Origin of the sequence: Amycolatopsis sp. NBC_01488 (assembly GCF_036227105.1) — a bacterium.
Classification (GTDB): domain Bacteria; phylum Actinomycetota; class Actinomycetes; order Mycobacteriales; family Pseudonocardiaceae; genus Amycolatopsis.
On record NZ_CP109434.1, the window covers coordinates 8,554,140 to 8,580,663 of the forward strand.

The 26,524-nt window shown below is 72.5% G+C and carries 25 protein-coding genes and 1 pseudogene; 13 read left to right on the forward strand and 13 right to left on the reverse strand.

Going from position 1 to position 26,524, the window contains the following annotated elements:
- The first annotated feature begins 44 nt into the window (after nt 1-44).
- A complete protein-coding gene (gene ligD, locus OG738_RS40185) occupies nt 45-2,027 on the forward strand; it encodes a DNA ligase D (protein WP_329048956.1) in 1,983 nt (660 codons plus the stop codon).
- Nucleotides 2,028-2,690: 663 nt separating this feature from the next.
- Here the strand turns inward: ligD and OG738_RS40190 are convergent.
- Nucleotides 2,691-3,632, reverse strand: a complete 942-nt coding sequence (locus OG738_RS40190) for a glycoside hydrolase family 43 protein (RefSeq protein WP_329048958.1) — start codon at nt 3,630-3,632, stop codon at nt 2,691-2,693.
- Nucleotides 3,633-3,728: 96 nt separating this feature from the next.
- Between OG738_RS40190 and OG738_RS40195 the strand changes: the two genes are divergently transcribed.
- From OG738_RS40195 to OG738_RS40225, 7 genes and pseudogenes are all read left to right on the forward strand, one after another.
- Nucleotides 3,729-4,490, forward strand: a complete 762-nt coding sequence (locus OG738_RS40195; RefSeq protein ID WP_329048959.1) for an AI-2E family transporter — start codon at nt 3,729-3,731, stop codon at nt 4,488-4,490.
- The gene (locus tag OG738_RS40200) at nt 4,445-5,263 is read left to right on the forward strand and encodes a DUF3152 domain-containing protein (protein WP_329048960.1); all 819 of its coding nucleotides are present in this window, start codon (nt 4,445-4,447) and stop codon (nt 5,261-5,263) included. The genes OG738_RS40195 and OG738_RS40200 overlap by 46 nt, the downstream gene beginning before the upstream one ends.
- A 244-nt stretch (nt 5,264-5,507) precedes the next feature.
- Nucleotides 5,508-6,359 (forward strand): geranyl diphosphate 2-C-methyltransferase, encoded by an 852-nt coding sequence (locus OG738_RS40205; protein WP_329048962.1) that lies wholly within the window; start codon nt 5,508-5,510, stop codon nt 6,357-6,359.
- Between the two features lie 27 nt (nt 6,360-6,386).
- Complete coding sequence (locus tag OG738_RS40210; protein ID WP_329048964.1) at nt 6,387-7,493, forward strand: family 2 encapsulin nanocompartment cargo protein terpene cyclase; 1,107 nt, start codon at nt 6,387-6,389, stop codon at nt 7,491-7,493.
- Nucleotides 7,494-7,520: 27 nt separating this feature from the next.
- Complete coding sequence (locus tag OG738_RS40215; RefSeq protein ID WP_329048965.1) at nt 7,521-8,924, forward strand: family 2B encapsulin nanocompartment shell protein; 1,404 nt, start codon at nt 7,521-7,523, stop codon at nt 8,922-8,924.
- A 5-nt stretch (nt 8,925-8,929) separates the two neighbouring features.
- Nucleotides 8,930-10,318 carry a family 2B encapsulin nanocompartment shell protein gene (locus tag OG738_RS40220; protein WP_329048967.1) on the forward strand — a complete coding sequence of 463 codons (1,389 nt, stop codon included), beginning with the start codon at nt 8,930-8,932 and terminating at the stop codon, nt 10,316-10,318.
- 102 nt (nt 10,319-10,420) lie between these two features.
- Nucleotides 10,421-10,588: pseudogene (locus OG738_RS40225) on the forward strand (NAD-dependent epimerase/dehydratase family protein); the annotation flags it as partial.
- A 77-nt stretch (nt 10,589-10,665) separates the two neighbouring features.
- Here the strand turns inward: OG738_RS40225 and OG738_RS40230 are convergent.
- From OG738_RS40230 to OG738_RS40265, 8 genes are all read right to left on the reverse strand, one after another.
- On the reverse strand, nt 10,666-11,667 hold the full coding sequence (locus OG738_RS40230) for a proline racemase family protein (RefSeq protein WP_329048968.1): 1,002 nt from the start codon (nt 11,665-11,667) through the stop codon (nt 10,666-10,668).
- On the reverse strand, nt 11,668-12,579 hold the full coding sequence (locus OG738_RS40235; protein ID WP_329048969.1) for a dihydrodipicolinate synthase family protein: 912 nt from the start codon (nt 12,577-12,579) through the stop codon (nt 11,668-11,670). It lies immediately after the preceding gene.
- Nucleotides 12,576-13,973 (reverse strand): FAD/NAD(P)-dependent oxidoreductase, encoded by a 1,398-nt coding sequence (locus OG738_RS40240; RefSeq protein WP_329048971.1) that lies wholly within the window; start codon nt 13,971-13,973, stop codon nt 12,576-12,578. Before OG738_RS40240 ends, OG738_RS40235 begins: the two co-directional genes overlap by 4 nt.
- The gene (locus OG738_RS40245; protein WP_329056980.1) at nt 13,970-14,221 is read right to left on the reverse strand and encodes a (2Fe-2S)-binding protein; all 252 of its coding nucleotides are present in this window, start codon (nt 14,219-14,221) and stop codon (nt 13,970-13,972) included. Before OG738_RS40245 ends, OG738_RS40240 begins: the two co-directional genes overlap by 4 nt.
- Entirely contained in the window at nt 14,221-15,378 is a 1,158-nt protein-coding gene (locus tag OG738_RS40250) for an NAD(P)/FAD-dependent oxidoreductase (RefSeq protein ID WP_329048972.1), read from the reverse strand. Before OG738_RS40250 ends, OG738_RS40245 begins: the two co-directional genes overlap by 1 nt.
- 37 nt (nt 15,379-15,415) lie before the next feature.
- A complete protein-coding gene (locus OG738_RS40255) occupies nt 15,416-16,060 on the reverse strand; it encodes a helix-turn-helix domain-containing protein (RefSeq protein ID WP_329048973.1) in 645 nt (214 codons plus the stop codon).
- A 117-nt stretch (nt 16,061-16,177) separates the two neighbouring features.
- Complete coding sequence (locus tag OG738_RS40260; RefSeq protein ID WP_329048974.1) at nt 16,178-17,137, reverse strand: threonine ammonia-lyase; 960 nt, start codon at nt 17,135-17,137, stop codon at nt 16,178-16,180.
- 141 nt (nt 17,138-17,278) lie between these two features.
- A complete protein-coding gene (locus OG738_RS40265) occupies nt 17,279-18,460 on the reverse strand; it encodes an MFS transporter (protein ID WP_329048975.1) in 1,182 nt (393 codons plus the stop codon).
- Nucleotides 18,461-18,550: 90 nt separating this feature from the next.
- On the opposite strand from OG738_RS40265, the gene OG738_RS40270 reads away from it, so the two are divergent.
- Both OG738_RS40270 and OG738_RS40275 read left to right on the forward strand, forming a co-directional pair.
- Nucleotides 18,551-19,264 carry an ArsR/SmtB family transcription factor gene (locus OG738_RS40270; protein ID WP_329056983.1) on the forward strand — a complete coding sequence of 238 codons (714 nt, stop codon included), beginning with the start codon at nt 18,551-18,553 and terminating at the stop codon, nt 19,262-19,264.
- 84 nt (nt 19,265-19,348) lie between these two features.
- Nucleotides 19,349-20,866 carry a DUF2235 domain-containing protein gene (locus OG738_RS40275; RefSeq protein ID WP_329048977.1) on the forward strand — a complete coding sequence of 506 codons (1,518 nt, stop codon included), beginning with the start codon at nt 19,349-19,351 and terminating at the stop codon, nt 20,864-20,866.
- A 3-nt stretch (nt 20,867-20,869) separates the two neighbouring features.
- On the opposite strand, the gene OG738_RS40280 is transcribed toward OG738_RS40275, so the two are convergent.
- A complete protein-coding gene (locus tag OG738_RS40280; protein WP_329048979.1) occupies nt 20,870-21,649 on the reverse strand; it encodes an NmrA family NAD(P)-binding protein in 780 nt (259 codons plus the stop codon).
- Nucleotides 21,650-21,729: 80 nt separating this feature from the next.
- Between OG738_RS40280 and OG738_RS40285 the strand changes: the two genes are divergently transcribed.
- On the forward strand, nt 21,730-22,653 hold the full coding sequence (locus tag OG738_RS40285; protein ID WP_329048981.1) for an AraC family transcriptional regulator: 924 nt from the start codon (nt 21,730-21,732) through the stop codon (nt 22,651-22,653).
- Here OG738_RS40285 and OG738_RS40290 read toward each other — a convergent pair.
- Nucleotides 22,643-24,655 carry a phosphocholine-specific phospholipase C gene (locus OG738_RS40290; RefSeq protein WP_329048983.1) on the reverse strand — a complete coding sequence of 671 codons (2,013 nt, stop codon included), beginning with the start codon at nt 24,653-24,655 and terminating at the stop codon, nt 22,643-22,645. The two genes, OG738_RS40285 and OG738_RS40290, sit on opposite strands and share 11 nt — an antisense overlap.
- 164 nt (nt 24,656-24,819) lie before the next feature.
- On the opposite strand from OG738_RS40290, the gene OG738_RS40295 reads away from it, so the two are divergent.
- Both OG738_RS40295 and OG738_RS40300 read left to right on the forward strand, forming a co-directional pair.
- Complete coding sequence (locus tag OG738_RS40295) at nt 24,820-25,347, forward strand: MarR family transcriptional regulator (protein ID WP_329048985.1); 528 nt, start codon at nt 24,820-24,822, stop codon at nt 25,345-25,347.
- Nucleotides 25,344-25,706 carry a hypothetical protein gene (locus tag OG738_RS40300; RefSeq protein ID WP_329048987.1) on the forward strand — a complete coding sequence of 121 codons (363 nt, stop codon included), beginning with the start codon at nt 25,344-25,346 and terminating at the stop codon, nt 25,704-25,706. Before OG738_RS40295 ends, OG738_RS40300 begins: the two co-directional genes overlap by 4 nt.
- Nucleotides 25,707-25,860: 154 nt before the next feature.
- Here OG738_RS40300 and OG738_RS40305 read toward each other — a convergent pair whose 3' ends face one another.
- Nucleotides 25,861-26,160: a muconolactone Delta-isomerase family protein gene (locus OG738_RS40305; protein ID WP_329048988.1), complete on the reverse strand. Its 300-nt coding sequence runs from the start codon at nt 26,158-26,160 to the stop codon at nt 25,861-25,863.
- Nucleotides 26,161-26,173: 13 nt separating this feature from the next.
- Nucleotides 26,174-26,521 carry an SgcJ/EcaC family oxidoreductase gene (locus OG738_RS40310; RefSeq protein WP_329048989.1) on the reverse strand — a complete coding sequence of 116 codons (348 nt, stop codon included), beginning with the start codon at nt 26,519-26,521 and terminating at the stop codon, nt 26,174-26,176.
- Between the last annotated feature and the right edge of the window lie 3 nt (nt 26,522-26,524).

A 26,524-nucleotide genomic window follows, 5' to 3' on the forward strand; every position in this document is an offset into this window, starting at 1 on the left:
GGCCGAACGGGTTACCTTCGAGGCAGCACAGACGGAGGTCCGGCATGGCTGCTCACGACGCGTCCCGCGCCCCGGCGTGGGTCGAGCCGATGCTCGCCAAGGCCGACGGCGGCCGGCTGCGCAGCGGCGCCGAATGGGCGTACGAGTACAAGCTGGACGGCTACCGCGCGGCGATGCGGATCGCCTCGGACGGCACCACGGTCCTCACCAGCCGCAACAACATCGACTTCACCGCCGAGTTCGCCGAGCTCGCCGGGGTCCTCGCCCCCGCGCTCGACGGGCGGGCCGCCTACCTCGACGGCGAAGTCGTCACCTACGGCGAAGACGGCCGCATCGACTTCGAGCGCATGCAGGAGCGCCGCGGCCGCTGGGTCCGGCACCAGAGCGCCCCGAAGACCCGGGACTTCGCCGACGTCCCGGTCCGGTTCCTCGCTTTCGACCTGCTGCGCCTCGGCGACCGCGACCTGCTCAAGGAACCGTACGACGAACGCCGCCGCCTGCTGGCCGCCCTGCCGATGCCCGATCCGTACCGCGTCTCGGTGGTCCGCGCCGTCACCTTCGACGAGCTGGCCGCCGACCGCCGCACGCCGGCGGACTTCCTGGCCCACGCCGCGTCCGCCGGCTACGAAGGCGTCGTCGCGAAGCTGCGCAGCTCGGCGTACGTGCCCGGGCAGCGGCCGGACTCCTGGCTCAAGCACCCGCTGATCCGCACGCAGGAAGTCATCGTCTGCGGGTGGCGTCCCGGGCAGCGCAGCTTCACCGGCACCCTCGGCGGCCTGCTGCTCGGCGCCCACGACCCCGAGACGGGCGATCTCGTCTACATCGGCGACGTCGGCACCGGCTTCAGCCAGGCCGCGCGCGCCGACCTGATGGCCCGGCTCCAGCCACTCGAACGCCGCACTCACCCGTTCGTGACGACGCCGCCGCGCGAAGACACCGTCCGCGCCCGCTGGGTCGAGCCCCGGCTCGTCGGCGAGATCGTCTACCGGCAGTTCACGCGCGCCGGCCGCGTCCGCCACACCGCCTGGCGTGGCCTGCGGGCGGACAAGGAACCCGCCGACGTGCTCGCTCCGCGCGCGGTCCCCCACGAGCCCGCTCCACTCGCGAGTCCCGAGCCGGCCGGCCGGAAGATCACCGTCCAGGCGGGAACCCGGCAGCTCACACTGTCCAATTTGGACAAGGTGCTGTACCCGGCGGACGGCTTCACCAAGGGCGAGGTGATCAACTACTATTCGCGGATCGCCGCGGTCCTGCTGCCGCACCTCGCCGGCCGGCCGGTGACCTTCATCCGCTACCCCGACGGCGTCGGCGGCGAGAAGTGGTTCGAGAAGAACGTCCCCCGCGGCGCGCCGAGCTGGCTGCGCACGGTCCGGCTGCCCAGCACGGGTTCCCGCGGCGGCGGCGACACCATCGACTACCCGCTCCTCGACGACCTCCCGGCGCTCGTCTGGTCGGCGAACATGGCCGCACTGGAACTGCATGTTCCACAATGGACGGTCGCGGCGGACGCGACGCGGCAGCCGCCCGACCGCTTGGTGTTCGACCTGGACCCGGGCCCGGGAACGAGCGTCGTCGACTGTGCCCGCGTCGCCGAACGCCTGCACGACGTCCTCGCCGCCGACGGCCTGACCCCGTACGCGAAGACGTCGGGCTCCAAGGGAATGCAGCTGTACTGCGGCATCCGCACCGACGACCCGGCGGCGCCGTCGGCCTACGCCAAGCGCCTCGCGCACCAGCTCGCGCGGGAGACGCCCGAATCGGTGACGGCGGTGATGGCCAAGGCGCAGCGCACCGGCCGGGTGTTCATCGACTGGAGTCAGAACAACCCGGCGAAGACGACGATCGCGCCGTACTCCCTGCGCGGGCGCGACCACCCGACGGTCTCGACCCCGGTGACGTGGGACGAGGTCCGGGCCTGCCGCCACGTCAACCACCTGACGTTCACCGCCGACGACGTCCTCGACCGCGTCGGCGAGCACGGTGACCTGCTCGCCGGTCTCGACGAGCGCCGCGCACCCCTTCCCTAGCGTCGCTCGAGGAGGCGCCTGGCCCGGCCGACCAGATTTCGCACCGGCGCGAGCCGGGACCGAGGCTCCTCGTGCCGGGGTTCGGGTTTCTCGGGATTCTCCGAGGGCGCAGCGGATTCCGCTTCGCCGGCGGCCGGCTGCTCGGCCGGGTGCGTTCGCGGCGCGGGAATCTCGCCCTCGATGTTTCCGTGGTCCGGCGACGGCTCCGCCGGGCGAGTGGTCACCGGAGCGGGCGCCGACCGCGCGGGCACCGGCGCATGCCGGGGCTGCGGCTCGGGCCGGAGTTGCGGCTCAGGCCGGGGCTGCGGTTCGGGCCGGGGCTGCGGTTCGGGCCGGAGTTGCGGCTCAGGCCGGAGTTGCGGCCGCGGTGGGCGGGGCACCGGCGGTGCGAGCATGTCGGGCGTGATGGCCGGCGTCATGAGCGGCGTGTGGGCCGCGTCGGCGTTCGGCCTCGCCGGTTCACGGACTTCCGGGTAGCGCGCCAGCGGATCGCTCTCCACGGCGACCGCGCGGCTTCGCAGCAGACCGCACAGCCCCAGCAGGCCGAGCAAGCCGACGAGACCCCAAAACACCGTCATGACGGTCCTCCCTTTCCACGCTCCCAGCGGGGATAACCGGCCGGGGGCCCGCCAACCGGACCGGCACCCGAGTGAGTGACACCGCTCAGCCGAGCCGCGGCACATCGTTCGGGAACGACACGGGCAGCTCGTAGAGCCCGCGTGCCGTGCGGGCGCCGCCGAGCCAGCCGTGGAAGTAGATGTGGCCGTCGACGACGTCGGCGCCGCCCGGGGCGTCCACCTTGCCGCCGAGCAGTTCGGTGGACAGGAACTGGGCGTCCGCCTTCACGAACGGCCCGGTCGCCGTCGGCGCGGACGCGTAGCACGTGTGGTAGCCGGAGCTCTGGAACGTGTCCGCGGAGTAGAACAGCAGGAAACGGCTCGCGGTCTTCACCACCGACGGCGCTTCGACGACCGCCTTCTCCGCGGTGAGGTCGGCGCGCAGCAGCTCGACGCGCGGCCCGGCGAGCGTGCGCCCGTCGGCCTGCACCTTCTGCGTCCAGATCGCGGCCGGTGCGCCGGTGGCGCCGCCGTCGCTCTTGTAGAGCAGGTAACGGGTTCCGTCCGAATCGAGGAACGTCTGCGGGTCGATGTCGCCGTGGTCTTCGGGCACGCAGACCAGCGGCTGGTCACCGGCCGGGGTGAACGGCCCGGCCGCCTTCGACGCGGTCGCGGCGCCGAGGCACATCTGCCCGCCGGCCGTCCGCGCCGCCGCGAAGTACAGCATGAACGTCCCGTCCGGCAGCTGCGTGACGTCCGGCGCCCAGAACCCGCCGTCCGGCTTGGCCCACGCGGGAACGGCGCCGAGCGCGTCGCCGGTGATGCGCCACGGCCCTTCCGGCGCCGGCGCGGTCGCCACCGGGATCCGGCCGGAGCCGGTGCTCGTCGAGAACGCGAAGTAGCCGCCCGCGGTCTTCACGACGTCCGGGTCCGGGAAGTCCTGGTTGATCAGCAGCCGCGGCTCGCTGACGGCCGACGCCGCCGGGCAGACCGCGAAGGCGGCCACGAGGACGACCACCGGAACGAGCAGGAATCCCTTGATGCTCATGACCAATTCTGTTTGCCTCCCAACGCTTCCGGCAATGGCGGACGACGCCCGGATCGGGTGGATTCGGCCCCGTCGCGGCGGGGAAGCCGCCGTTCCATGCACGCACCGAAAGGCGCCTACCGCGCCGGCCACGCCGTCGGGGAAGCCGAAGGAACCGCCGCGGAGCAGGAAAAGCCGTTGGGCACACCGGGCAAGCCGCTCGACCGCCGGTCGCCGTTCTTCGCCGGGCTGACCGCCGCGGCCGGCGTGGTCGTCACGGTCGCGGTCGTCGAGGTCGTCCTGGCGGCGTCCGATGTGCTGCTCCTGATCGGTATCGCGTTCTTCATCGCGGTCGGGCTGGAACCGGTGACCGCCCGGCTCGCGCGCCGGATGCCCCGCGCGTTCGCCGCCGGCCTGGTCGTCGGGACCGGGCTGGCCGGGTTCGCCGCGGCCGTCGCCGGTGCGGCCGTTCCGCTGGCCGACCAGATCGGGCAGCTGCGCGACGGCGCGCCGCACTACCTGGCCCTGCTGCACGATCCCGCCACCCTGCTGGGCCGGGCCGACGAGGCCTTCGGGCTCGAAGCGGCCATCCGCCACGTCCACCTGGCGGACGTGGCGAAATCGCTCGCCGGCGTGCTCGGCGACGCGGCGATCGTCGTCGTGCTCAGCACGTACTTCGTCGCCGACTTCCCGCGTGTCCGCACCGCGCTCTACCGGTTGGCTCGGAAGCGCTCGCCGCACCCAAACCACCCGCAAGTTACCGGATTCCGGCGGCCAGGCGACCTCCGTCGCACGACGCCACTCCCCCGGCATCGCCGACCGACACAGCTCCGGTGGCCGAGCCCACGGCCCCGGCGCCACCCCTCACCGACGAGCTGAAAGCCCAGGAAACGGCATGGTGGCCCCCGGCCGTCCTCGTCTTCGCCGTGGCTCTCGCCGTCGCCTTGCTTCTCATCCCCAGCGCCGCCGAGCCGCGACGGCTCGCCGGGACTCCGTCACCCGTGACGACGGCGCCCGTCACCACCCGGCCGCCGGAACCCGCTGCCCTTCCCGACGGCCCGCCCGTCACCCCCGCGGGCGCCGGTACCTGGCACGTCGTCCCCGGGCCCGACACCCTCGCGGGGACCGGCGCGACAGAACTCACCTACACCGTCGAAATCGAAGACGGCGTCCAAGCCCCGGACTTCGCGACCCAGGTGGACGACATCCTCGCCGACCCCCGGGGCTGGATCAGCCAAGGCCGGGTGCGCTTCCGCCGCGAAACCGGCCCCGACGCCCACCCCTCGGTGCGGATCAGCCTCACCACCCCGGCCACCGCCCGCCGCCTTTGCGGCTTCGCGATCCCGTACGACTCCTCCTGCCACCTCGCGCACCGGATCGTCGTCAACCTCGCCCGCTGGATCCGCGGCGCCCACTCCTTCGGGCACGACCTCGCCGGGTACCGCGCCTACGCCATCAACCACGAAACGGGCCACGCCCTCGGCTTCGGGCACGTCGGCTGCCCCGCCACCGGCGCACGCGCGCCCGTGATGATGCAGCAGACTTTCGGTCTCTCGAACACCTACCTCGCCGAGCTGAACCGCGCCGAACGCACGTCCACCCCGGTCCGGCCCGATGGTGCCGTCTGCCGGCCCAACCCCTGGGTCGCCTGACGACCCACGGTCGCGCCGCGTCATCCCAACGAGTTGTCCGCCGTCTCGAACGGGGGCGCACGGGGAGCGCGTGGACCACCCCGTGCGGGGTCGCCGCTGGGCCAGACGGGCAACGACCACGCAGCGCGAGTGAAGCTCCTTGTCCCCGCGGATCTTTCCTCGCTAGCGTCGACGGAGAGGGGACGAAGCCGGGCGCCCGGTTGTTTCCTTGCAGCCCAAGGAAAAACGAGCGAGGAGTTTCTCGATGACGGCTTTCGACCAGCCCGTGACCCGCACCGCGTACCAGCAGTCGGTCGCCGACTACTGGAACGCGGAGAAGGACCCGGTGAACCTCCGGCTGGGCGACGTCGACGGCCTCTACCACCACCACTACGGCCTCGGCGACTACGACCCGGCCGTCCTCGACGCCCCCGAAGACCGGCGCGACCAGGCGATCATCGCCGAGATGCACCGGCTCGAGACCGCACAGGCCGACGTCCTGCTCGATCACCTCGGCCCGATCGCGCCGGGCGACCGGCTGCTCGACGCCGGCTGCGGCCGGGGCGGCACGAGCGTCATGGCGCACCAGCGCTTCGGCTGCCAGGTCGACGGGATCTCCATCTCCGAGCAGCAGGTCGGCTTCGCCAACGAGCACGTGCGGCAGCGCGGGATCGACGGCTCGGTGCGCTACCACCTGCGCAACATGCTCGACACCGGCTTCGAATCCGGGGTGTTCCAGGGCATCTGGAACAACGAGAGCACGATGTACGTCGACCTGCACGACCTGTTCGCCGAACACGCACGGCAGCTCAAGCCCGGCGGCCGCTACGTGACCATCACCGGCTGCTACAACGACGTCACCGGCGGCCGGTCGCGCGCGGTCAGCCAGATCGACCAGCACTACATCTGCAACATCCACGCCCGCGGCGATTACTTCAAGGCGTTGTCCGACAACGGGTTCGTCCCGATCAACGTCGTCGACCTGACGGCCGCGACGATCCCCTACTGGGAGCTGCGGGAGCGGTCCTCGGTCGCCACCGGGGTCGAGAAGCCGTTCCTGACCGCCTACCGCGAAGGCAGCTTCCACTACCTGCTCATCGCCGCCGACCGCGTCTGACCGGGGCCGGTGGCGAGGAAAGGCACCATGACCGTGTGTCCACAGTGGACGTCCGGAGGCGCCGCCGGGGTGCTGGCGGGCCCGTTCGGCCTCGGCACGTCGGCGGCGCGGATCGGGACCCGGTTCCGGCCGGCGCCCGGGCCGGATCCGGCTTACGCGTACCTGCCCTGGGGTGACGGCAGCGCGCCGCCGTTGTACTGCCCGGTCGTGGGCCGCGTCGACGACGCCCTCGCCGGGGAGGTCGACCGCCGGCTGGTCGCCTGGGCCGCCGACTGCGGGTTCACCGGCGAGGGCCTCGACCAGGTCGCCCACGCCGGGTTCGGCCGCCTCGTGATGCTCGCCCACCCCGACTGCGACGACCCGGACCGGCTGCTCGTCGCGGCGCAGCTGAACGCGGTGTGGTGGGCGGCCGACGACTACTACGCCGACGACAGCACGCTGGGCGCGGCGCCGACCGAACTGCCGCCACGCCTGGCGCTCGTCATGGCGGCCATGGACCCCGTCGCGCCGGCCGGGGAGTTCTCGGCGCCCCTCGACGAAGCCCTGCGGGCCGACCCGATCCTCGTCGGCCTGCACTCGGCGATCGACCACCTGGGCCGGCACGGGTCCCCCGTGCTGGTCCAGCGGGTCTGCTACGCGACGTTCGCGATGTTCGTCAGCTGGGACGCCTACGCGGCGTGGCGCCACACCGGCCGCTACCCACCCGCGTGGGAGTACCTGGCGGCCCGCCAGCACGACAGCTTCTACACGTCGATGACCCTCGTCGACGCCGTCGGCGGCTACGAGCTGGCCGCGCCGTTCTACTACGACCCGCGCGTGCGGGAGGCGATGATGCGAGCCGGGACGGCGTCGGTGCTGGTCAACGACCTGCACTCGGTGGCGAAGGACGCGGCCGACGAGAAGCCGGTCTGCAACATGGTCCTCCAGATCGCCGCCGACCGGGGCTGTTCGGTCGACGAAGCCGTCGAGGCCACCGTCGAACTCCACAACAAGATCGTCCACGAGTTCGAGGACGGCCACCGGGAGCTGACGGCGGTGCCGTCACCGGAGCTGCAGCGGTTCCTCGTGGGCGTCCGTTCCTGGATGGGCGGCGGCTTCACCTGGCACGCCACCAATCCCCGTTACCAGTCTTGACCTACGAATGATTGGGTGGTTTTTGCTGTGACTGTCACCGACCCGGTGGACACCGACCAGGCACCGCTGAGCCTGGGCCGGGCCGCCGCCCGCACCCTGGCCACGACAACCAAATCGGTCCCGCAGATGCAGGGCATCTCCACCCGCTGGCTGCTCAAGCTGCTGCCCTGGGTCGAAGTCGCGGCCGGGTCCTACCGCGTCAACCGCCGCCTGTCCTACGCCGTCGGAGACGGCCGGGTCACCTTCACCGCCACCGGCGCCGACGTCCGCGTCATCCCCCCCGAACTCGGCGAACTCGCCCCCCTGCGCGGCTACGACGACGACGACGTCCTCACCGAACTCGCCTCGAGGTTCACCCAGCACGAATACCAGCCCGGCGACGTGCTGGTCGAATTCGGGTCCCCCGCCGAGCAGGTGTTCCTCATCGCCCACGGCAAGATCACCAAAGTCGGCACCGGCGCCTACGGCGACCAGACCATCCTGGGCACCCTCGCCGACGGCGACCACTTCGGCGAATCCACCCTCATCCAGCCCGACGGGATCTGGGAATTCACCGCCAAAGCCGTCACCACCTGCACCGTCCTCACCCTCCCCCGCTCTGCGTTCCACGACGTGCTGTCCCGCTCCGACACCCTCCAAACCCACCTGAACACCCTCACCACCGCCGACGCCTCAGCCCGCAACGACCACGGCGAAGCCGAGATCTCCCTCGCCGCCGGCCACGACGGCGAACCCACCCTGCCCGGCACCTTCGTCGACTACGACGCCCACCCCCGCGAATACGAACTCTCCCTCGCCCAGACCGTCCTGCGCGTCCACTCCCGCGTCGCCGACCTCTACAACCAGCCCATGAACCAAATCGAACAACAACTCCGCCTCACCGTCGAAGCACTCCGGGAACGCCAAGAACACGAACTGATCAACAACACCGACTTCGGGCTCCTGCACAACGCCGACTTCGCCCAGCGCATCCCCACCCGCACCGGCCCACCCACCCCCGACGACCTCGACCACCTCCTCACCCTCGTCTGGAAAGACCCCAGCTTCTTCCTCGCCCACCCCACCACCATCGCCGCATTCGGCCGCGAATGCACCAAAGCCGGCATCTACCCCGACCCCGTCGACCTCGGCGGCCACCACGTCCCCGCCTGGCGCGGAATACCGATCCTGCCCTGCAACAAAATCCCCGTCACCGACACCCGCACCAGCTCCATCCTGCTCATGCGCACCGGCGAACACACCCAAGGCGTCATCGGGCTCCACCAAACCGGCCTACCCGACGAATACCAACCCGGCCTCAACGTCCGATTCATGGGCATCTCCGAACAAGCCATCATCTCCTACCTCGTCTCCACCTACTACTCCGCAGCCGTCCTCGTACCCGACGCACTGGCCATACTGGAAAACACCGAACTCGGCCGGGAGGGCTGAGACCCGTGACGGTGACGGAGGAAACGACGTCCGTGCAGCTGTCGCTGGGGGTCACCGCGGCCCGGACGCTCACCACGACCACCAAGACCCTGCCGCAGATGCGCGGCATCACCACCCGCTGGCTGCTCTCCCAACTCCCCTGGGTCGACGTCCCGGCGGGCAGCTACCGCGTCAACCGCCGCCTCACCTACACCGTCGGCGACGGCAAGCTCAGCTTCTACACCACCGGCGCCCGCGTCCAGGTCGTCCCCGCCGAACTCACCGAACTCGAACTCCTCCACGGCTTCAGCGACGAAACGGCGTTGAGCGCCCTTGCCGAGGCCTTCGAGCAGCGCGAGTACGAACCCGGCGCCACCATCGTCGACGCAGGCACCCCGCTCGACACGCTGATCCTCATCGCCCACGGCAAAGTCACCCAGCACCGCCGCGGCGAATACGGCGACGAAGTCACCCTCGCCACCGCCACCGACGGCGACCACCTCGGCGCCGAACTCCTCGCCCGCGACGACACGACCTGGAACGTCACCGCCCGCGCCGCCACCCGCGTCACCGCCCTCGTCCTCCCCGCGAACGCCTACGCCCGGCTCAACGGCCGATCCGAATCACTCCGCGCCCACGTCGCCGAAGCCATCCGACGCCCCCGCAAACCCCAGAACACCAAAGGCGAAGCCAGCATCGACCTCGCCGCCGGCCACGACGGGGAACCGATCCTGTCCGGCACCTACGTCGACTACGACCCCTCGCCCCGCGAGTACGACCTCGCCGTCGCGCAAACCGTGCTGCGCGTGCACAACCGCGTCGCCGACCTCTACAACAACCCCATGAACCAGCTGGAGCAACAGCTCCGGCTGACCGTGGAAGCGTTGCGGGAACGCCAAGAACACGAACTGATCAACAACACCGACTTCGGGCTCCTGCACAACGCCGACTTCAAACACCGCCTCACCACCCGCACCGGGCCACCCACTCCACTCGACCTGGACGACCTGCTCTGCCGACGCCGCAAGACGAAGTTCTTTCTCGCCCACCCCCGCGCCGTCGCCGCCTTCGGCCGCGAATGCACCCGGGCGCGGGTCTACCCCGACACCGCAGTCCTCGACGGCAAACGCGTCCACACCTGGCGCGGTGTCCCCATCCTGCCCTGCGACAAGATCCCCATCACCGACACCGGCACCACGTCGATCCTCGCGATGCGCACCGGTGAGGACGACGCCGGGGTCATCGGCCTGCGCCCCAAGGAACTGCCGGACCAGTACCAGCCCGGCCTGAACGTCCGGTTCATGGGCATCAGCGACCGCGCGGTGACGTCCTATCTGGTCAGCGCCTACCACTCCGCCGCCGTCCTCGTCCCGGACGCCCTCGGCGTGCTCGACGACGTCGAGACCGGTACCTGACTTGCGCCTGACGCAATCGTCGATTGCCGAACTTGCGTGGTACGACCACCACGATCGCTCCTGACTTCGGACTCGTACCGAATTCCGAAGAAGGAGCAAGACATGCACGTGTTCGTCACCGGAGCGACGGGGTGGATCGGCACAGCCGTCGTCGACGAGCTGCTCAGTGCCGGGCACGAGGTCACCGGCCTCGCCCGGTCGGACACCGGCGCCCTGACGCTGGCCAAGAAAGGTGCCCGGGTCCGGCGCGGCGACCTCGCCGATCTCGAGGTAGCCGAGATCCTGGTCGGCGTCGAGAACGGGTACGCGAACAACTACGGCGTCGACGCGGTCGGCGGCATCACGTCCTAGAGCACGAACCCGGCCGGGAAGGGGTCGTCCGGGTCGAGGAGGTAGGTGGCCGTGCCGGTGATCCACGCCCGGCCCGAGAACTCGGGGATCACCGCCGGCACTCCACCCACCTCCGTCTCCGCCACCAGCTCGCCGGTGAACGTCGTGCCGATGAACGAACTGTTCTCGAACGGCGTGTGCAGCGGCAGCTCGCCGCGCGCGTGCAGCTGTGCCATCCGGGCCGACGTGCCGGTGCCGCACGGCGAGCGGTCGAACCAGCCCGGGTGGATGGCCATCGCGTTCCGTGACACGCGCGCGTCCGAGCCCGGGGCGAGGAACTGGACGTGCTTGCAGCCGCCGATCAACGGGTCGGCCGGGTGCTTCGGCGGACGCTGCTCCGTGATCGCGGCCATGATCGACAGCCCGGCCGCCAAGATCCGGTCCTTTTCGGACCGTTCGAACGGAATGTCCACTTGCGACAGTTCGAGGATGGCGTAGAAGTTCCCGCCGTAGGCCAGGTCGTAGCGGACGTCGCCGAGGCCGGGCACGTCCACCACGGCGTCGCGCTCGGCGAGGAACGACGCGACGTTGCGGAGCTTGACCCGTTCGGCCCGGCCGTCGCGGACGGTCACCTCCGCGAGGACGAGCCCGGCCGGGGTGTCCAGGCGCACCACGGTCGTCGGCTCGGTCACCTCGACCATGCCGGTCTCCACCAGCACCGTCGCGACGCCGATGGTGCCGTGGCCGCACATCGGCAGGCAGCCGGACACCTCGATGTAGACGACGCCCCAGTCGGCGTCGCCCCGGAGGGGCGGCTGCAGGATCGCGCCGCTCATCGCCGAGTGCCCGCGCGGCTCGTGCATCAGGAACTGCCGGAGGTGGTCGAGGTGCTCCATGAAGTACCGGCGGCGCTCGGCCATCGTGGCGCCGGGGATCGGGCCGACGCCGCCGGTCACCACCCGCGTGGGCATGCCTTCGGTGTGCGAGTCGACCGCCGTGATCGCGCGCGAGGACCGCACCTACGCCACCCCCAGCGAGGCGAGCGCGCGGCCCATGTCGGCGCGAACCTGCTCGCGCTGGACCTCCGACAGCGGGCCACGCGGGGGCCGGCACGGGCCGCCGTAGCGACCGACCAGGTCCATCCCGAGCTTGATGGCTTGGACGAACTCGGTGCGCGAGTCCCAGCGGAACGCGGCCACGAGCGGCTCGTACAGCGCGCGGGCCTCGTCGAGCTTGCCGGCCGTGGCCAGCTCGAACAGCCGCGCCGACGCGGCCGGGAAGACGTTGGGGAACCCGGCGAACCAGCCGGTCGCGCCCATCAGCAGGCTCTCCACGACGACGTCGTCGGCGCCGCTGATCACGGCCAGCTCCGGGGCGCGCTCGCGGATCTCCAGCACGCGCCGGACGTCGCCGGAGAACTCCTTGACGGCCACGACGTTGTCGATCCGCGCGATTTCGGCGAGGAGGTCGGGCGTGAGGTCGACCTTGGTGTCGAACGGGTTGTTGTAGACCATCACCGGCAGTCCGACCGACGCGACGGCCTCGAAGTGCGCGAGGATCTCGCCGCGGTTGGCGCGGTAGAGCGTCGGCGGCAGGCAGAGCACGCCGTGCGCGCCGTCCTCGGCCGCCGCTTCCGCCCACTGCTTCGCTTGGTGCGCACCGGGTCCGTGGACGCCGACGACGACGATCCCGTCGCTCCCGACGGCTTCGATCGCGGTGCGGGCGACGCGGCGGCGTTCGTCGTCGGTGAGCGAGGAGTACTCGCCGAGGGAGCCGTTCGGGCCGACTCCACGGCAGCCGTTTTCGACGAGCCAGCGGCAGTGCTCGGCGTAGGCGTCGTAGTCGACGGCCAGCCCGGCGGGCGCGGTGTCGTCGGTTTTGTACGGCAGCGCGGCGGCGACGACCACGCCGCCGAGGTCGCGGGTGCTCATGCGGGAGTCTCCTTCGGATCGGCGAGCTCGCCCAGGCGGATCGGCTGGGCGATCGGACGGTGGTGGCGTTCGACGCCCCCGCAGAGTTCGGCGACGGCGGGCCCGCACATCCGGCCTTGGCACGGCCCGAGCCCGGCGCGGGTGCCGAGCTTGAGGGCGTGCGACCCCGGCGTGACCGAGTCGGCGGCGGCGGTCTTCAGCCGGCCGTAGGTGGTTTCCTCGCAGCGGCAGACGATCGTGTCGTCGCGCAGCCAGCCGGCCCAGGCGGCGCCGATCGGGTGCGCGGTCTTCAGCCGCTGCGCGAACGCGCGGGTCCGGTCGCGCTCCCGCAGCAGGCCACGGCTCGGCGTACCCCCGGCGGCGGCACAACCGGCGACGGCACCCTCCGCTCGCGCGGCGTCCGCTCCGCCGATCCCGGTGATCTCCCCCGCCGCGAAGACCCCGGTCACGCTGGTGCGCTGGTCGTCGCGCACGCGGACGAACCCGCCGTCGAGGACGCACCCGGCGGCAACGGCCAGTTCGGGTTGCGGCGTGAAGCCGTGCCCGACGCAGACGGCGTCGACCTGGTGGGTGCGTTCGGTGCCGGGCACGACCGACCAGTCCGCGCACACCCGGGCGGTGACGACCTCGCGGACCCGCTCGTCCCCGCGCGCTTCGACGACCGCGCGGCCCAGGTGGTACGGCACGCGGTGGCGGGCGAGGGTGGCGAGGTAGCGGGCGAGTTCGCCGGTCTTGCGCACTTGAAGCCCCCATCCTTTGAGGACGGTCGCGGCGGTATTGGCCTCGAGGACGCCTGCCACATCGGCCCCGACGGCGAGCAGCGATGCGGCGACGGGCAGCAGGAAGGGCCCGGCCCCGGCAACAAGCACCCGCCGCCCGACGGCGACCCGCTCCCCCTTGGCCAGCGCCTGCGCGGCACCCGCGGTGAAGACGCCGGGCAGCTGCCAGCCGGGGAAGGGCAGGGTGCGATCGTGCGCGCCGGTGGCGAGGATCAGCGCGTCGGGTTCGAGGGTGTACCGGGTCCGGCCGGAGCCGTCGGCCGGGCCGCGCAGGACGTGGATCCGGAGCATCGCTCGCCGGTGGCCGGTGGCTGAACCGCCTGGTGCTGCGGCATCTTGCGCATTTCGCTCGCCGGTTCGCGGATCGCCCGGCGCAGAAGCACCCCGTCCGCCGGGCGCGGCGGCTTCCAGCGCCCACACGGTGCTTTCCGGCCACCACTCGCATCGGCTCACCAACCCCTCGAAACCGTGCGGCCGGCCGTACCGCCTCCGGTGGTACTGGCCGCCCGGTGCGTCCGACTGGTCCAGGACCGTCACCCGCGCCCCGGCGCGGAGCGCGTGCTCGGCCGCCGCGAGGCCGGCCGGGCCCGCGCCCACGATCACCACCCACGTCATGCGTCCTCCTGCCGGGACTGGGTGCGGATCTCGTCGCCGTCGGCGGCGCGGCGACGGCAGGCGCGGACGTCCGGCACTCCGTTCACCGTCAGCAAGCAGTCGAAGCACGCGCCGATTCCGCAGAACACGCCGCGCGGCGCACCGGATCTCGTGGTGCGCCACGACAGCCGTCCGGCGGCCAGGAGCACCGCGGCCACGGTTTGGCCCGCGATGCCCGGCACCGGCTCGCCGTCGACGCTGATCTCGATCACGCGAGCACCGCCGGACGGTCCACAGTGAACTCCTCCACCGGCATCGACAGCGACGCCCCGGTCAGCAGCTCGCACAGCAGCCTCGCCGTCCCGACGCTCAAGCCGATCCCCGCGCCTTCGTGTCCCGTTGCGTGCCAAAGGTTTTCGACTCGCGGATCCTCGCCGAGGACGGGAAGGTGATCGTCCACATAGGGCCGGAAGCCGCCGTACGCGCGCATCACCGCGGCGTTGGCCAGGGACGGGAACAGTCGCAACGCCTTGGCCGCGATCGCAGTCAGCACGTCCGGCACGATCGCGTCGTCGAAGCCGACGCGGCGCCGCGACGAGCCGATCAGGACCGTGCCGCCCCGCGTCGACTCGACGACGGCGGAGGTCTGCAGCTCGCCGCCGCCGGAGCCGACCGCCCCGACGTAGTCCGCGTCGTAGACCTTGTGCCGCACCACGCCGGGCATCGGCGTGGTCACCAGCACCTCGCCGCGCCGGGGCCGGACCGCAATCGGGGCGCCCAGCCGCGCCGAGACTTCGCCCGCCCACGGGCCCGCCGCGTTCACGACGACGTCGGTATCGAGGACCTCGCCGGGGACGCGAACTCCGGTGATCCGGCCGCCGCGGACGACGGCGCCGGTGACCTCGGTGTCGATGCGCAGGCGGGCACCGTGCGCGAGGGCCGAGCCGAGCAGGGCCAGCGTCGCGGCGGCCGGCTGGACCTGCGCGTCCTCCGGGTAGCGGACGGCGGCGGTGACCTCGCGGGTCAGCGCCGGTTCGGCCGCCACGAGGTCCACTGTGGACAGTGGGTCGACGCGGACCCCGGCTTCGACCTGCTCCGCGGCAAACGCTTTCAGCGCGTGCGCGCCGGCTTCGGTGGTGGCGACGACGATGCCGCCCTTCGGGTCGAACTCCGTCGCGGTCGCCGCGCGCGGGTCGAGATCGGCGATGATCCGCGGCCACAGCCGGGCCGAGAGCTGCGCGAGCCGGAGTTCCGCGCCCGGCCCCTTGTCCGAGACGAGCAGGTTGCCCTCGCCGTGCGAGGTGGTGCCGCCCGCGGGCCGGCCACGGTCGACGACGAGGACGTCGAACCCGGCGAGACTCAGCTCCCGAGCGCACGCCGCCCCGACTACTCCGGCTCCGATCACCGCCACCCGCGTTCGGTTCATCGACCCTCCGCCGTTCGGTAAAGCGAACGATCGGAGGTTAAGTCTCGCGCGGCGGAGCTGTCAACGGGTGCGGCCGCCCGTCGAGGCGTTCGCCGTCGCGGTACTGCAGCAGCAGCACCGAGTGCACGGGCGCGGCGAGCGCGGTGTAGGTGTGCGGCTCGCGGGCGTCGAAGGCGACGTAGTCCCCGGGCCCGAGGTCGACGGTCCGCCCGCCGACCTCGACGCGCAGCCCGCCGGCCTGCACGACGGTGTGCTCGACCCCGACGTGGCCCTGCGACCGCTGGGGCGCGTCGCCGCGGACGACCTGGTCGTAGACCTCGAACACGCTGTTCTCGGCTTCGATCCGCCGCAGCGGCCGCAAGTCGACGCCCTCACCGCGGAGAACTTCGACGTCGGCCGCGCGCACGACGGTCAGCCCGCCGCGCGGCCGGTGGTCGAGCAGGTCGGAGATGGCCACCTCGAGGGCGCGCGACAGGCTGAAGACGGTCTCGATGGTCGGGTTGCCGGTGCCGGCCTCGAGCTGCGAAAGGGTGGCCTTGCCGATCCCGGACCGCCGGGACAGCTCGGACAGCGACAGGCCCCGCGCCGCCCGCGCGGCCCGCAGGTTGACGGCGAGCATGTCCCGGATCGACGGCTGACCGTCGTCGGTCGCGGTCGTCCCACCGTTCGGTAAAGCGTCCATCGAGGCCTGTCTCCGTTCGGTTTGCCGATCGGGCCAGGGCCATGATGACACGCCGAACGCCGCGCCGGAATCGACGCGCCCGATCCGTGGACATCCGAGGTGTTCCGGGCTGGCGCGTCAAAGACCGAGCCAGCCGCGGTACGCGGGCAGGTCGACGTTGCTCCCGCAGACGATCGTCACCACGTGCCGCCCGGCGAAACGAGCTCGGTCCTCGAGGATCGCCGCGAGGCCGAGCGCCGCCGACGGCTCCACGACCAGGCCCGCGTGCTCCAGGAACAGCCGCATTCCCGCGATGATCGACGCCTCCTGCACGAGGACGGCATCGTCGGCCAGCACCAGAAGATCGTCGAGGACCTCGGGGATCGGGAACCGGCCCGCGACGCCGTCGGCGATCGTGTCGGCCGAGTCCGTCGTGACGACGCGCCGCTCGCGCCAGGACAGGGTCATCGCCGGGGCGCGCTCGGGCTGGACGGCGAGCACTTCGGTGCCGGGCGCGGCCGCCTTCAGGACGTGGCCGACCCCGGTGGCCAGCGCCCCGCCGCCGAGGGCGACGAGGACCGCGTCGAACGGCCCGGCGGCCGCCAGCTCCAGGCCGATCGTCGCCGCGCCCTCGCACGTCTCGACGTCCAGGCTGTCCTCGACCAGCCGGACACCGCGTTCCTTCGCGAGGGCCACCGCCCGTGCGCGAGCCAGCTCGAAGTCGCCGTCGACCAGTTCCAGGTCGGCGCCGAACGCCCGGATGCGCTCGAGCTTCGCCGCGGGCGCGAACCGCGACGCCACGACGGTGACGTCGATCCCGCGGCTCCGCCCGGACAGCGCGAGGGCCTGCCCGAGGTTGCCGGCACTGGCGCACACGGCGGCCCGTTCGCCGCGTTCGGCGAGGCCGTGGCCGACGAGCTCGGTGCCGCGGCCCTTGAAGCTGCGGACGGGGTTCGCGGTTTCGAGCTTGACGCTCACCCGGCAGCCGAGCGCGCGTTCGAGGGGTTCGCAGCGGTAGAGCGGGCTGTCGAGGAAGACCGGGTCGATCACCCGGCGCGCGGCCCGGATCCGGCCGAGGTCGAGACGCGTGTCCGCCACGGCTTCGGAGCATAGCGACGATCAGCGGCGCGCGAGCCGGTTCGCGGGTCCGGACCGTCGCCCGCACGCCGCCGAAACGACCACCTCAGCGCGCAAGCACCCGTTCGCACCGCCCACCCACACGTCACCGAAACAACCACGTCAGCGCGCGAGCGCCGGTTCGCGGGTCCGGACCGCCCAGCGGGTCAGCCGCGGGAGGGGCGCGACGGCGACCAGGAACAGCCCCGCCACCAGCACCCACCCCAGCGCGCCGAGGCCGCCGATCGCGAGCGTGAACACTCCCGGTCCGACCATCTGCACCGTCGCCGTGGCCGCCTCGCTCGCCCCCTGGTACGCGCCCTTCGCCTCTTCGCGCATGAGCCGCATCGACAACCCCCAGTTCGCGGCCACGTAGCTCAGCTCCCCCACGACGTGCAGCACCGCGGCGAGCACCACCACCGTCACCGCGCCCGCTCCCGCGCCGCCGGACGTCGTTGCGAGCAGCAGGCAGCTCGCCGCTAGCACCACTCCGGACACCACCGCGGTCCGGGCCGCCCGGGCCGCCGTGCGGCCGAACCGCGCGAACGGCACCTGGAACACCGCGATGCCCACCGAGCTGAGCACGACCACGATCCCGCCCAGCCCCAGCGGCAGCCGCGTCGAGCCGGACAGCCACAGCGGCAGCCCCGCCGACAACATCGCCCAGCACAGGGAAAGCACCGCGGTCACCCCGGCGACGCACAGGTACGGCCGGTCGCGCAGCACCACCCGGGCACCCGAGCGCCGCGACGGGACCGCGGCCGGCGCGGGCACCAGCAGCGTCGCGCCGGCCAGGACCAGGAAGCTCGCCGCGTTGCCCGCGACGGCCAGCGTGTACGCACACGGCGCGTCGGCCGTCAGCACGAGCGCCCCGAGCCCGGCGCCCACGGCGTACCCGACGTGCTGCGCGACCCGCTGCTGCGCCAGCACGCGCATCCGGCGCACGGGGTCGGCGACCAGGCCGGTGATCAGCGCCGTCCGGACCGCCGTCCCGCCGGTGGCCAGCGCCGTGAACACCACCGTCACGGCCAGGAACGACCAGGTGCCGCGCACCGTCAGGTACGCGGCCATCGCGGCGGCGCGCACCAGCGTCGCGGCGACGAGCACCGTCCGGGCGCCGGCGCGGTCGGCGAACGCGCCCAGCGGCACCGCGGCGACCATGCCTGCCGCGCTGGCCACCGCCATCCCCGCGCCCACCGTCACCGGGGACAGCCCGAGGATCCGGGTGAAGTACAGCGCCCAGATCGTGAACCACAGGCCGTCGCCGAGCGCGGAGACCCCGCGCCCCCAAAGAAGGCTTCTCATTCAGTCACCCTTCACGAGAGCCTGAATGGTAGGCACAGCAGTCACCGTTCAGCAACTCATGAAGAGTGCTAGGATCGCGCGGTGAGCGGAATGGTCGAACCCGGGAACGCCGTCCAGCGCGCGATCGTCGGGCTGACACGGGAGCTGTCCGATCCCGTGCGGCTCACGGCGCTGCAGCTGCTGGCCGCCGAGGGCCCGCACACCATGGTGCAGCTGGCCGACGCGCTCGGCGTCACCGCGCCGCGGCTGGGCAACCACCTGGCGCGGCTGCGGGCGGCCGGGCTGGTGACGGTCGAGCACACCGGGCGGCACGCGCTCTACCGCGTCGGCCGTGACGACCTCCTGCCCGTCCTCACCGCACTGGCCCGCCACGGCGGCAACGACTCCGTCGCGCCACCGCGCTCGCCGGAGTCCACTGTGGACATCGCGCACACGTGCTACGACCACGCCGCCGGCCGGCTCGGCGTGGCGGTGTTCGCCATGCTCGTCGAACGCGGCGCGCTGCGGCCGCCGGACGGCTCGGCGGCCGACCTGACCCTGGGCGGCGACGTCTCGGCGTTCCACGACTTCGGCGTCGACCCGGCCGCCGTCGACCCCGGCCGCCGCCGGCTCGCGACGGCCTGCCTCGACCGGACCAACCGCCTCCCCCACCTCGGCGGCGTCCTCGGCCACGAGGTGCTGGCGGCCCTGCTCGGGGACGGCCTCGTCCGGCGCGGCGACGGGGACCGCGAACTCGCCCTCACCCCGAAGGGCAGACGGCGGCTCGGTGCGCTGGGGCTCCATCCGGGGAGCCCGGCCGGCTGAGCTTCGCCGGGCCGTATCCAGGCGGCCGCGCACCGCCTCCTACAGTCCTCGGGGCGGCAACCGCGGCCGAGGAGGGGGAACGGGATGAGCGAGCCGAAGGTCACCCGGCGGCACCTGGTCGTCTGCTGCGACGGCACGTGGAACACGCCCGACCAGCAGCAACAGGGTCAGCCCGCGCCGACGAACGTCGCGCGGATCCACCACGCGGTGGCGGACCTCGACACCCAGCCGCGGTACTACCACCCCGGCGTCGGCTCCGGGCCCGGGCTGCTCGACCACCTCGAAGGCGGACTGGTCGGCAAGGGCCTTTCGGAGAACATCAAGAGCGCCTACGGCTGGCTCGCGCGCACGTACCGGCCGGGCGACGCGATCCACCTCTTCGGGTTCAGCCGCGGCGCGTTCACCGTCCGCAGCCTGTCCGGCATGATCCGGCGCTGCGGCCTGCCGGCGGCGTTGCGGGACGCGGAGCCGAGCGCGTTCTGGGCCGAGGTCGACCGGCTCTTCACCGACGGCTACCGGCAAGGGGCCGGCGAGGCGGCCGAGCCGGTCCCGATCGAGTTCCTCGGCGTCTGGGACACCGTCGGCTCGCTCGGCATCCCGGACTGGCTCGGGCCGCTGAAGCTCGTCGAAGACCACGTCGGGCCCCTCCCCCGGTTCCACGACACGAAGCTCGGCGACCACGTCAGGCACGCCCGCCAGGCGCTCGCGATCGACGAGATGCGCGGCCCGTTCATGCCGACGCTGTGGTCCAACCTGGACGAGGTGGGCGGCGGCCGCACGGCCAGGCAGGTCTGGTTCCCCGGCGACCACTGCGACGTCGGCGGCGGCCACGACCGCACCGGCCTGTCCGACGCCGCGCTGCGGTGGATGATCGACGAGTGCCACGCGGCCGTCCCGGACCTGGTGTTCGACGAGGCGATGTGCGCGCAGATCAAGCCGGACGCCCAGGACGTGCTGCACAACTCGCTCCACAGCGTGTACACGGTCCTGTGCCCGGCGCCGCGGGCGTTCCCGTTCATCACGGCCGGTTCTCCCGACATCGCTCCTTCGGCGGTGGCCCGGCAGGCGAAGCCGCCGATCACCACGGGCCCCTACCGCGAAGGGCGCCTGCTCGCGGCCGGCGAGTCGGCGACCGTCGACGTCTACGCCGGGAAGCCGTGGAACTGGACGGGCCTCTACCTCCCGCCGGGCGAGTACGAGTTCGGCAGTGCGGGAACCTGGCTGGACGGGAACATCGCGCACCACCCGGACGGCACCGAGGCGGACCCGCGGCCGGACTTCCAGGACGTGCTGCACGCGCTGGCCACGTCGTCGGCGTGGTTCCAGACCCAGCTCGCGCGGTTGAACGACGCCCAGGCCCGCTCGTTCGGCGGCCGCCGCTGCGAAGACGCGCGGTGGCTGGCCCTGGTCGGCGCAGTGGCGGCCCCGAACCTCGACGCCCACGACGTGCAGCAGCCGTACGAGGCGTTCCTCGTCGGCGACGGGCTGGAGAAGTGGGTCAACGAGAAGCCGGGCTACTTCTACGCGTACGCCAACGACAGCTGGCTGGGCTACGCGGGCAACCGCGGCTCGGTACGGCTGACCGTCCGGCGGCTCGCCTGACGGTCACCGCCACGACGTCGCGGCGGCGAAGTCCTCGAACGACCGGGGCGGCCGGCCGAGGGCGCGCTCGACGCCGTCCGCGACGTCGGCACCCCGGCCGTCGCGCAGGTCCGCCAGCAAGCCCGTGAGCAGGCGGGCCACGTTTTCCGGGACGCCGTAAGCGATCTGACGCTCGACGAACGCCTCGGGCTCGACGTCGGCGTACTCGATCTTCCGCCCGGCGGCCCGGGCGATCACGCCCACCGCTTCCCCGAAGCTCACCGCGCGCGGGCCGGTCAGCTCGTAGACCTGGCCGTGATGCCGGTCGTCGGTCAGCGCGGACGCGGCGACCTCGGCGATGTCCTCGGCGTCGACGAACGGCGCGCGGCCCGCGCCGGCCGGCAGGGTCAGGACGCCGTCGCGGATTCCTCGTGCCCACGGGCCTTCGCTGAAGTTCTGCGCGAACCAGTTCGGGTGCAGGATGGTCCAGCCGACGCCGGAGCCGCGGACGGCCCGCTCGGCGGCGTGCAGCGGATGGCCCTCCTCGCCGGCGCGCGGAGCGGACAGCAGCACCAGCCGCCGCGCACCCGCCGCGACCGCCTCGGTCACCAGCCGCGGCAGGCGCGGCTCGGCTCGCAGGTCCGGTTCGACGAGGTAGACGGCGGTGACGCCGTCCAGTGCCCAGGTCGACGGGTCGCCGAGGTCGAAACCGGTGGTGCGGGCGGCGATCCGGGCGCCGTCGAGACGCCGGGCGACGCGGCGACCGGTCTTGCCGGTGCCGCCGAGGATCAGGATGTTCGACATGTCCTCATCCTGGGCGGCACCGGCAAGACGATCCATGGGAGATAGTCGACGATTCCTTTGTGATCGTCTAGGGTCGAGCCATGGACGTCCTGAGCGACCTGCTGCACCGGGCGCACGCCGCGGACGCGCTGGTCCGGCAGCTGATCCAGCGGCCGCCGTGGTCGCTGACCTTCGAGGACGGCCCGCCGCTCACCCTGGTCGCCACGCTCGGCGGGCACGCGTCGCTGCGCGTCGGCGACGCCGCACCCGTGCCGGTGGCCGCCGGCGACCTCGCCCTGATCCGCGCGCCCGGCTACACGATCGCCGACGACCCGGCCACCGCGCCACAGGTCGTGATCCGGGGCGGCCGGAAGTACCCGATCACCGCGGACGTCCGGCCCCGCGCGCCGCGGACCTACGGCGACGGCGCGCCCGGCGCCACGACGATGGTGCGGGGCGCGTACGAACTCCGCGGCGTCGTCGCCGGCCGCTTGCTGGACCTGCTGCCGCCGCTGGCCGTCGTGCCCGCCGGGCCGCGGACGCGGGCGGCGCTCGACCTGCTCGCCGCCGAGATCGCCCGCGACGAACCGGGCCAGGACGCCGTGCTCCGGCGCTTGCTGGACCTCGTGCTCGTGCTGGCCTTGCGGGCGTGGTGCGCGTCGGAAGCGCCCTCGCCGTGGTTCCGGGCGCTGGACGACGCCGAGGTCGGGGAAGCCCTGCGCCTGCTGCACGCCGAGCCCGCCCACCGGTGGACGGTCGCGGCGCTGGCCGCCCGGGCCGGGCTGTCGCGGGCCGCGTTCGCCGCGCGGTTCGCGCACCTCGTCGGCGAGCCGCCGCTGACGTACCTCACCGGCTGGCGGATGACGCTGGCCGCGGATCTGTTGCGCGACACCGAAGACACGGTCGCGGCGGTGGCCAAGGCGGTCGGCTACGAGGACCCGTTCGCCTTCAGCGTGGCGTTCAAGCGCAACCGCGGCGCCAGCCCATCGGACTGGCGCCGCGGCAGGGAACCCGCTACGTCGTGAGCGTCGCCGGGTCGCTCGTGCTCGGGCGGCCCGTCTCGACGTGCCCCGCCAGGCGGCGCAGGAACTTCGGGTCGCGGTCCGACGACACCGACACGTCGTACCAGTCGTTGCTGCGCCGGGTGTCCACGTGCTCGACGACCCGCGCGCCCGGGCGCAGCTGGTGCGTCGACGAGCAGCGCCCGTACGCGTCCGACACCGTCAGCCGCACCGGCGTCGTCCCCGGGTTGGCCAAGACCAGCGCCAGCTCGCCGCCTTCCTGGCGCACGCTCACCTCGGGCCCGGCGGCCCCGCCGCGGAACTGCCGCACGAACCCGTTGGGCCCGTAGGCCGTGTAGTCGTACGCCGCGGCAGCGGGCAGAGCGGCCGGCAGCGACTTCCCGGCGCCCACTGTGTACGTGCGAGGCTCGCCCGACGGCGTCACGACGTAGAACGCCGCGCCCGCGCGGCCGTGGTTGGCGAACGTGACCGTCAGGGTGCCGTTCGCCAGCCGGGCGTCGGCCGACAGGTCGTACGGCAGCGCCCGCGCCGGCCGCAGCCCGCGTTCCTGCTTCGGCAGCACGTTGTGCGCCGGGACCGCGGGCACGTAGTCCGGGTGCCGCAGCCGGTCCGGCGGCTGGTAGCCGGCGGTGTCGGGCAGCGCGGGCACGCGGGTGTCGGTGCGCGCGAAGTCGAACGCCGAGGTCAGGTCGCCGCACACCGACCGCCGCCACGCCGTGATGTTCGGCTCCTGCACACCGAAGCGCCGCTCGATGAACCGGATGATCGAGGTGTGGTCGAACGTCTCCGAGCACACGTAGCCGCCCTTGCTCCACGGCGACACCACGAGCATCGGGACGCGCTGGCCGAGCCCGTACGGGCCGGCCGGGTTCGCCGCCGAGCCGGCGAAGATCTCCCCCGTGGTGTCCACAGTGGACTGGCCGGCCGCGGCGTACGGCGGCACGACGTGGTCGAAGAAGCCGTCGTTCTCGTCGTAGGTGATGAGCAGCGCGGTCTTGCTCCACACGTCCGGGTTCGCCGTCAGCGCGTCGAGCACCTGTGCGATGTACCAGGCGCCGTAGTTCACCGGCCAGTTCGGGTGCTCGCAGAACGCCTCGGGCGCGGTGATCCACGAGACCTGCGGCAGCTTCCCGGCCTTGACGTCGGCGCGCAGCTGGTCGAAGTAGCCTTCGCCGGCCTTCGCGTTCGTGCCGGTGCGCGCCTTCTCGTACAGCGCGTCGCCGGGCTTCGCGTTGCGGTAGGAGTTGAAGTACAGCAACGAGTTGTCGCCGTAGTTGCCGCGGTAGGCGTCCTCGATCCAGCCCCAGCCGCCGGCGGCGTCCAGGCCGTCCCCGACGTCCTGGTAGATCTTCCACGACACCCCGGCCTTCTCCAGCCGCTCCGGGTAGGTCGTCCAGGAGTAGCCCTTCTCGTCGTTGCCGAGGACCGGGCCGCCGCCCTGGCCGTCGTTGCCCGTGTAGCCGGTCCACATGTAGTAGCGGTTCGGGTCGGTCGAACCCATGAACGAGCAGTGGTAGGCGTCGCAGATCGTGAACGCGTCGGCCAGCGCGTAGTGGAACGGGATGTCCTCGCGCGTCAGGTACGCCATCGTGGTCGAGCCCTTCGCGGGCACCCAGTTGTCATACTTGCCGCCGTTCCACGCCGCGTGCGTGTCGTTCCAGCCGTGCGGCAGGTCCTGGATGAACTGCAGGCCCAGGTTGTCCGCTTCGGGGTGGAAGGGCAGGATGTCGCGCTTGCCGTCGGACTGCGCCCAGACGGACTTGCCGGAGGCCAGCGTCGCCGGGCGCGGGTCACCGAAGCCGCGGACGCCGCGCAGCGTGCCGAAGTAGTGGTCGAACGACCGGTTCTCCTGCATGAGGACCACGATGTGCTCGATGTCCCGCAGCGTCCCGGTCCGCCGGGCGGCGGGGATCTCGGCGGCGCGAGCGATGCTCGTGGAGAGTGCGGAAAGGGCGGCGGTGCCGCCGGCCAGCTGCAGGAAACGCCGTCGGTTGACGTCCGTCATGGGGACTCCGGGGGTGTCGGGGTGGAGAGCCGGGTCAGTATGTGCGGGCCTTCGAGAACCTGTGCCGGGCCCGAGGCTAACGCCGGGCGAAACCCTGGTAAACGACTGGCGACGACCTGATCTTGACGCGAATACAGAAGTACGTACTAATGTAGAACTTCACTATGAACGACTTCGCCAAAGATTCCGACGACCACCTCTACTCCCCCGACGTCCGCGGCGCGCTGGCCGAGTTCACCCGCGGCGAAGACACCGGCGTGCTCGAAGCCGCCGCGGCCGTCCGCACGGCCGCCCGAAGCCTGGACCAGCTGCGGTCCCACGGCACCGACAGCCGCGGCCTCAGCTCGGGCGCCCTGGACATCCTCATCCGGCTGAGCACGGCCGAAGCGAACATCAAGGACCTCGCCGCGTCGGCCGGCGTCAGCTCGCGCAACGTCACCGGTCTGGTCGACACCTTGGAGCGCGCCGGGCACGCGGTGCGGGTCCCCGACCCGCGTGACCGGCGGTCCGTGCTGGTCCGGATCACCGGCGGCGGCCGGAAGTGGCTCGAGGAGTTCCGCCGGCCGGCACAGCTGGCCATGGCGGCGCTCTTCCGCGGGTTCACCGCCGCCGAGACGACCCAGTTGCGTCACCTCTGCCTGCGCCTGGCGGAAAACCAGCAGGCCCTCGCCCGGCACCTGGAGAACCGATGACCACCCGCGAGACCGTTTCGGCCTACTCCCGCGCCCGCTTCGCCGGCGACGTCACCGCCGCGGCCGCGCAGCTGGCCAGCACGTTCACCTTCCGCAGCCCGCTGATCAGCTCGGACGACGCCCGCGGCCACCTGGCGGGGCTCGGCGCGTTCATCGGCGTGGTCACCGGCGTCGACCTGATCAGCGAACTCTACGGCGAGTCCGAGGCCACGCTCGTGTACGACGTCCACACCGCGACCCCGGTCGGCACCCAGCGCACGGCCGAGCACTTCCGGTTGCAGGACGGGAAGATCACGGCCATCACGCTGATCTTCGACGCGACGCCGTGGCACCCGGTCATGGCGGCCGCCGGACGCTAGCAGCGGTGCCCGCCCGGCTGCCCGGATCATCCACATCACGGGCTGAGCTCGAACACCGGCAGGCACCGCTGCGCGCGGTGTACCCGGCCCCGCCGGCCACAAACCCGCGGCCGCGTCGTGAGCGGGAAACGCCGTTTCCCGCTCACGACTGCGTTCAGGGGCGGCCGACGCCGGGGTCGCTCGGGTGCGGCTCGACCGGCGTCACCGCCACCGCCATCCAGGCGTGCAGCGGCATCGACTCGAGCACCTGCCGCAGCTCGGCCTCGCCGGCCGCGGCGAACAGCCCGATCGTGCGCCACTCGCCCGGCCCCTCCGGCGGCTTCCAGAGCCGCAGGAGGTGGCCTTGCGCCGCCAGTTCCTTGCTCCGCGCGCTTTCGCGCCGTCGCGTGTCCGCGACTGTCTCGTCGCTCGTGCCCGGCGGGACCGTGGTCGTCATGTCGACGAGGAACTCCATCGTCGTGCTCCTTTCAGAGCCGCGAGACCTGATAGTGGGCGATCAGCCAGGCGTCTCCGGCCCGGCGGACGATCACGCTCAGGTGCACCGAGAGCGTCGGCCGGTCGGTGAAGCCGAAGTCCACGCTCGAATACCCGAGGACCACGTCTTCGGCGAGGCGCCGGGTCTCCAGGATGCGGTAGTCCGCCGTCATGCCGAGCGGCTGGGAGTCGTAGTAGGCGGCCACGCTGTCCCGGCCCACGCTGTAGGGGTGCAGGCCCTGGAAGATCGCGTCCTCGGTGAAGGACGCCGCCACCCGGTCCGGGTCGTGCGCGTCGACCGCGGACTTCCAGGCGTCCAGCACTTCCGTGAGGATGTCCATGGC

Excerpts from the sequence above, each read along its gene's own strand:
- OG738_RS40300 (WP_329048987.1), top strand. The coding sequence starts at position 25,344 with ATGACCACCCGCGAGACCGTTTCGGCCTACTCCCGCGCCCGCTTCGCC.
- OG738_RS40305 (WP_329048988.1), bottom strand. The coding sequence starts at position 26,160 with ATGGAGTTCCTCGTCGACATGACGACCACGGTCCCGCCGGGCACGAGC.
- OG738_RS40195 (WP_329048959.1), top strand. The coding sequence starts at position 3,729 with ATGCACGCACCGAAAGGCGCCTACCGCGCCGGCCACGCCGTCGGGGAA.
- OG738_RS40235 (WP_329048969.1), bottom strand. The coding sequence starts at position 12,579 with ATGAGCACCCGCGACCTCGGCGGCGTGGTCGTCGCCGCCGCGCTGCCG.
- ligD (WP_329048956.1), top strand. The coding sequence starts at position 45 with ATGGCTGCTCACGACGCGTCCCGCGCCCCGGCGTGGGTCGAGCCGATG.
- OG738_RS40295 (WP_329048985.1), top strand. The coding sequence starts at position 24,820 with ATGAACGACTTCGCCAAAGATTCCGACGACCACCTCTACTCCCCCGAC.
- OG738_RS40285 (WP_329048981.1), top strand. The coding sequence starts at position 21,730 with ATGGACGTCCTGAGCGACCTGCTGCACCGGGCGCACGCCGCGGACGCG.
- OG738_RS40310 (WP_329048989.1), bottom strand. The coding sequence starts at position 26,521 with ATGGACATCCTCACGGAAGTGCTGGACGCCTGGAAGTCCGCGGTCGAC.
- OG738_RS40250 (WP_329048972.1), bottom strand. The coding sequence starts at position 15,378 with ATGAACCGAACGCGGGTGGCGGTGATCGGAGCCGGAGTAGTCGGGGCG.
- OG738_RS40270 (WP_329056983.1), top strand. The coding sequence starts at position 18,551 with ATGGTCGAACCCGGGAACGCCGTCCAGCGCGCGATCGTCGGGCTGACA.
- OG738_RS40210 (WP_329048964.1), top strand. The coding sequence starts at position 6,387 with ATGACCGTGTGTCCACAGTGGACGTCCGGAGGCGCCGCCGGGGTGCTG.
- OG738_RS40290 (WP_329048983.1), bottom strand. The coding sequence starts at position 24,655 with ATGACGGACGTCAACCGACGGCGTTTCCTGCAGCTGGCCGGCGGCACC.
- OG738_RS40205 (WP_329048962.1), top strand. The coding sequence starts at position 5,508 with ATGACGGCTTTCGACCAGCCCGTGACCCGCACCGCGTACCAGCAGTCG.
- OG738_RS40240 (WP_329048971.1), bottom strand. The coding sequence starts at position 13,973 with ATGACGTGGGTGGTGATCGTGGGCGCGGGCCCGGCCGGCCTCGCGGCG.
- OG738_RS40275 (WP_329048977.1), top strand. The coding sequence starts at position 19,349 with ATGAGCGAGCCGAAGGTCACCCGGCGGCACCTGGTCGTCTGCTGCGAC.
- OG738_RS40255 (WP_329048973.1), bottom strand. The coding sequence starts at position 16,060 with ATGGACGCTTTACCGAACGGTGGGACGACCGCGACCGACGACGGTCAG.
- OG738_RS40190 (WP_329048958.1), bottom strand. The coding sequence starts at position 3,632 with ATGAGCATCAAGGGATTCCTGCTCGTTCCGGTGGTCGTCCTCGTGGCC.
- OG738_RS40265 (WP_329048975.1), bottom strand. The coding sequence starts at position 18,460 with ATGAGAAGCCTTCTTTGGGGGCGCGGGGTCTCCGCGCTCGGCGACGGC.
- OG738_RS40280 (WP_329048979.1), bottom strand. The coding sequence starts at position 21,649 with ATGTCGAACATCCTGATCCTCGGCGGCACCGGCAAGACCGGTCGCCGC.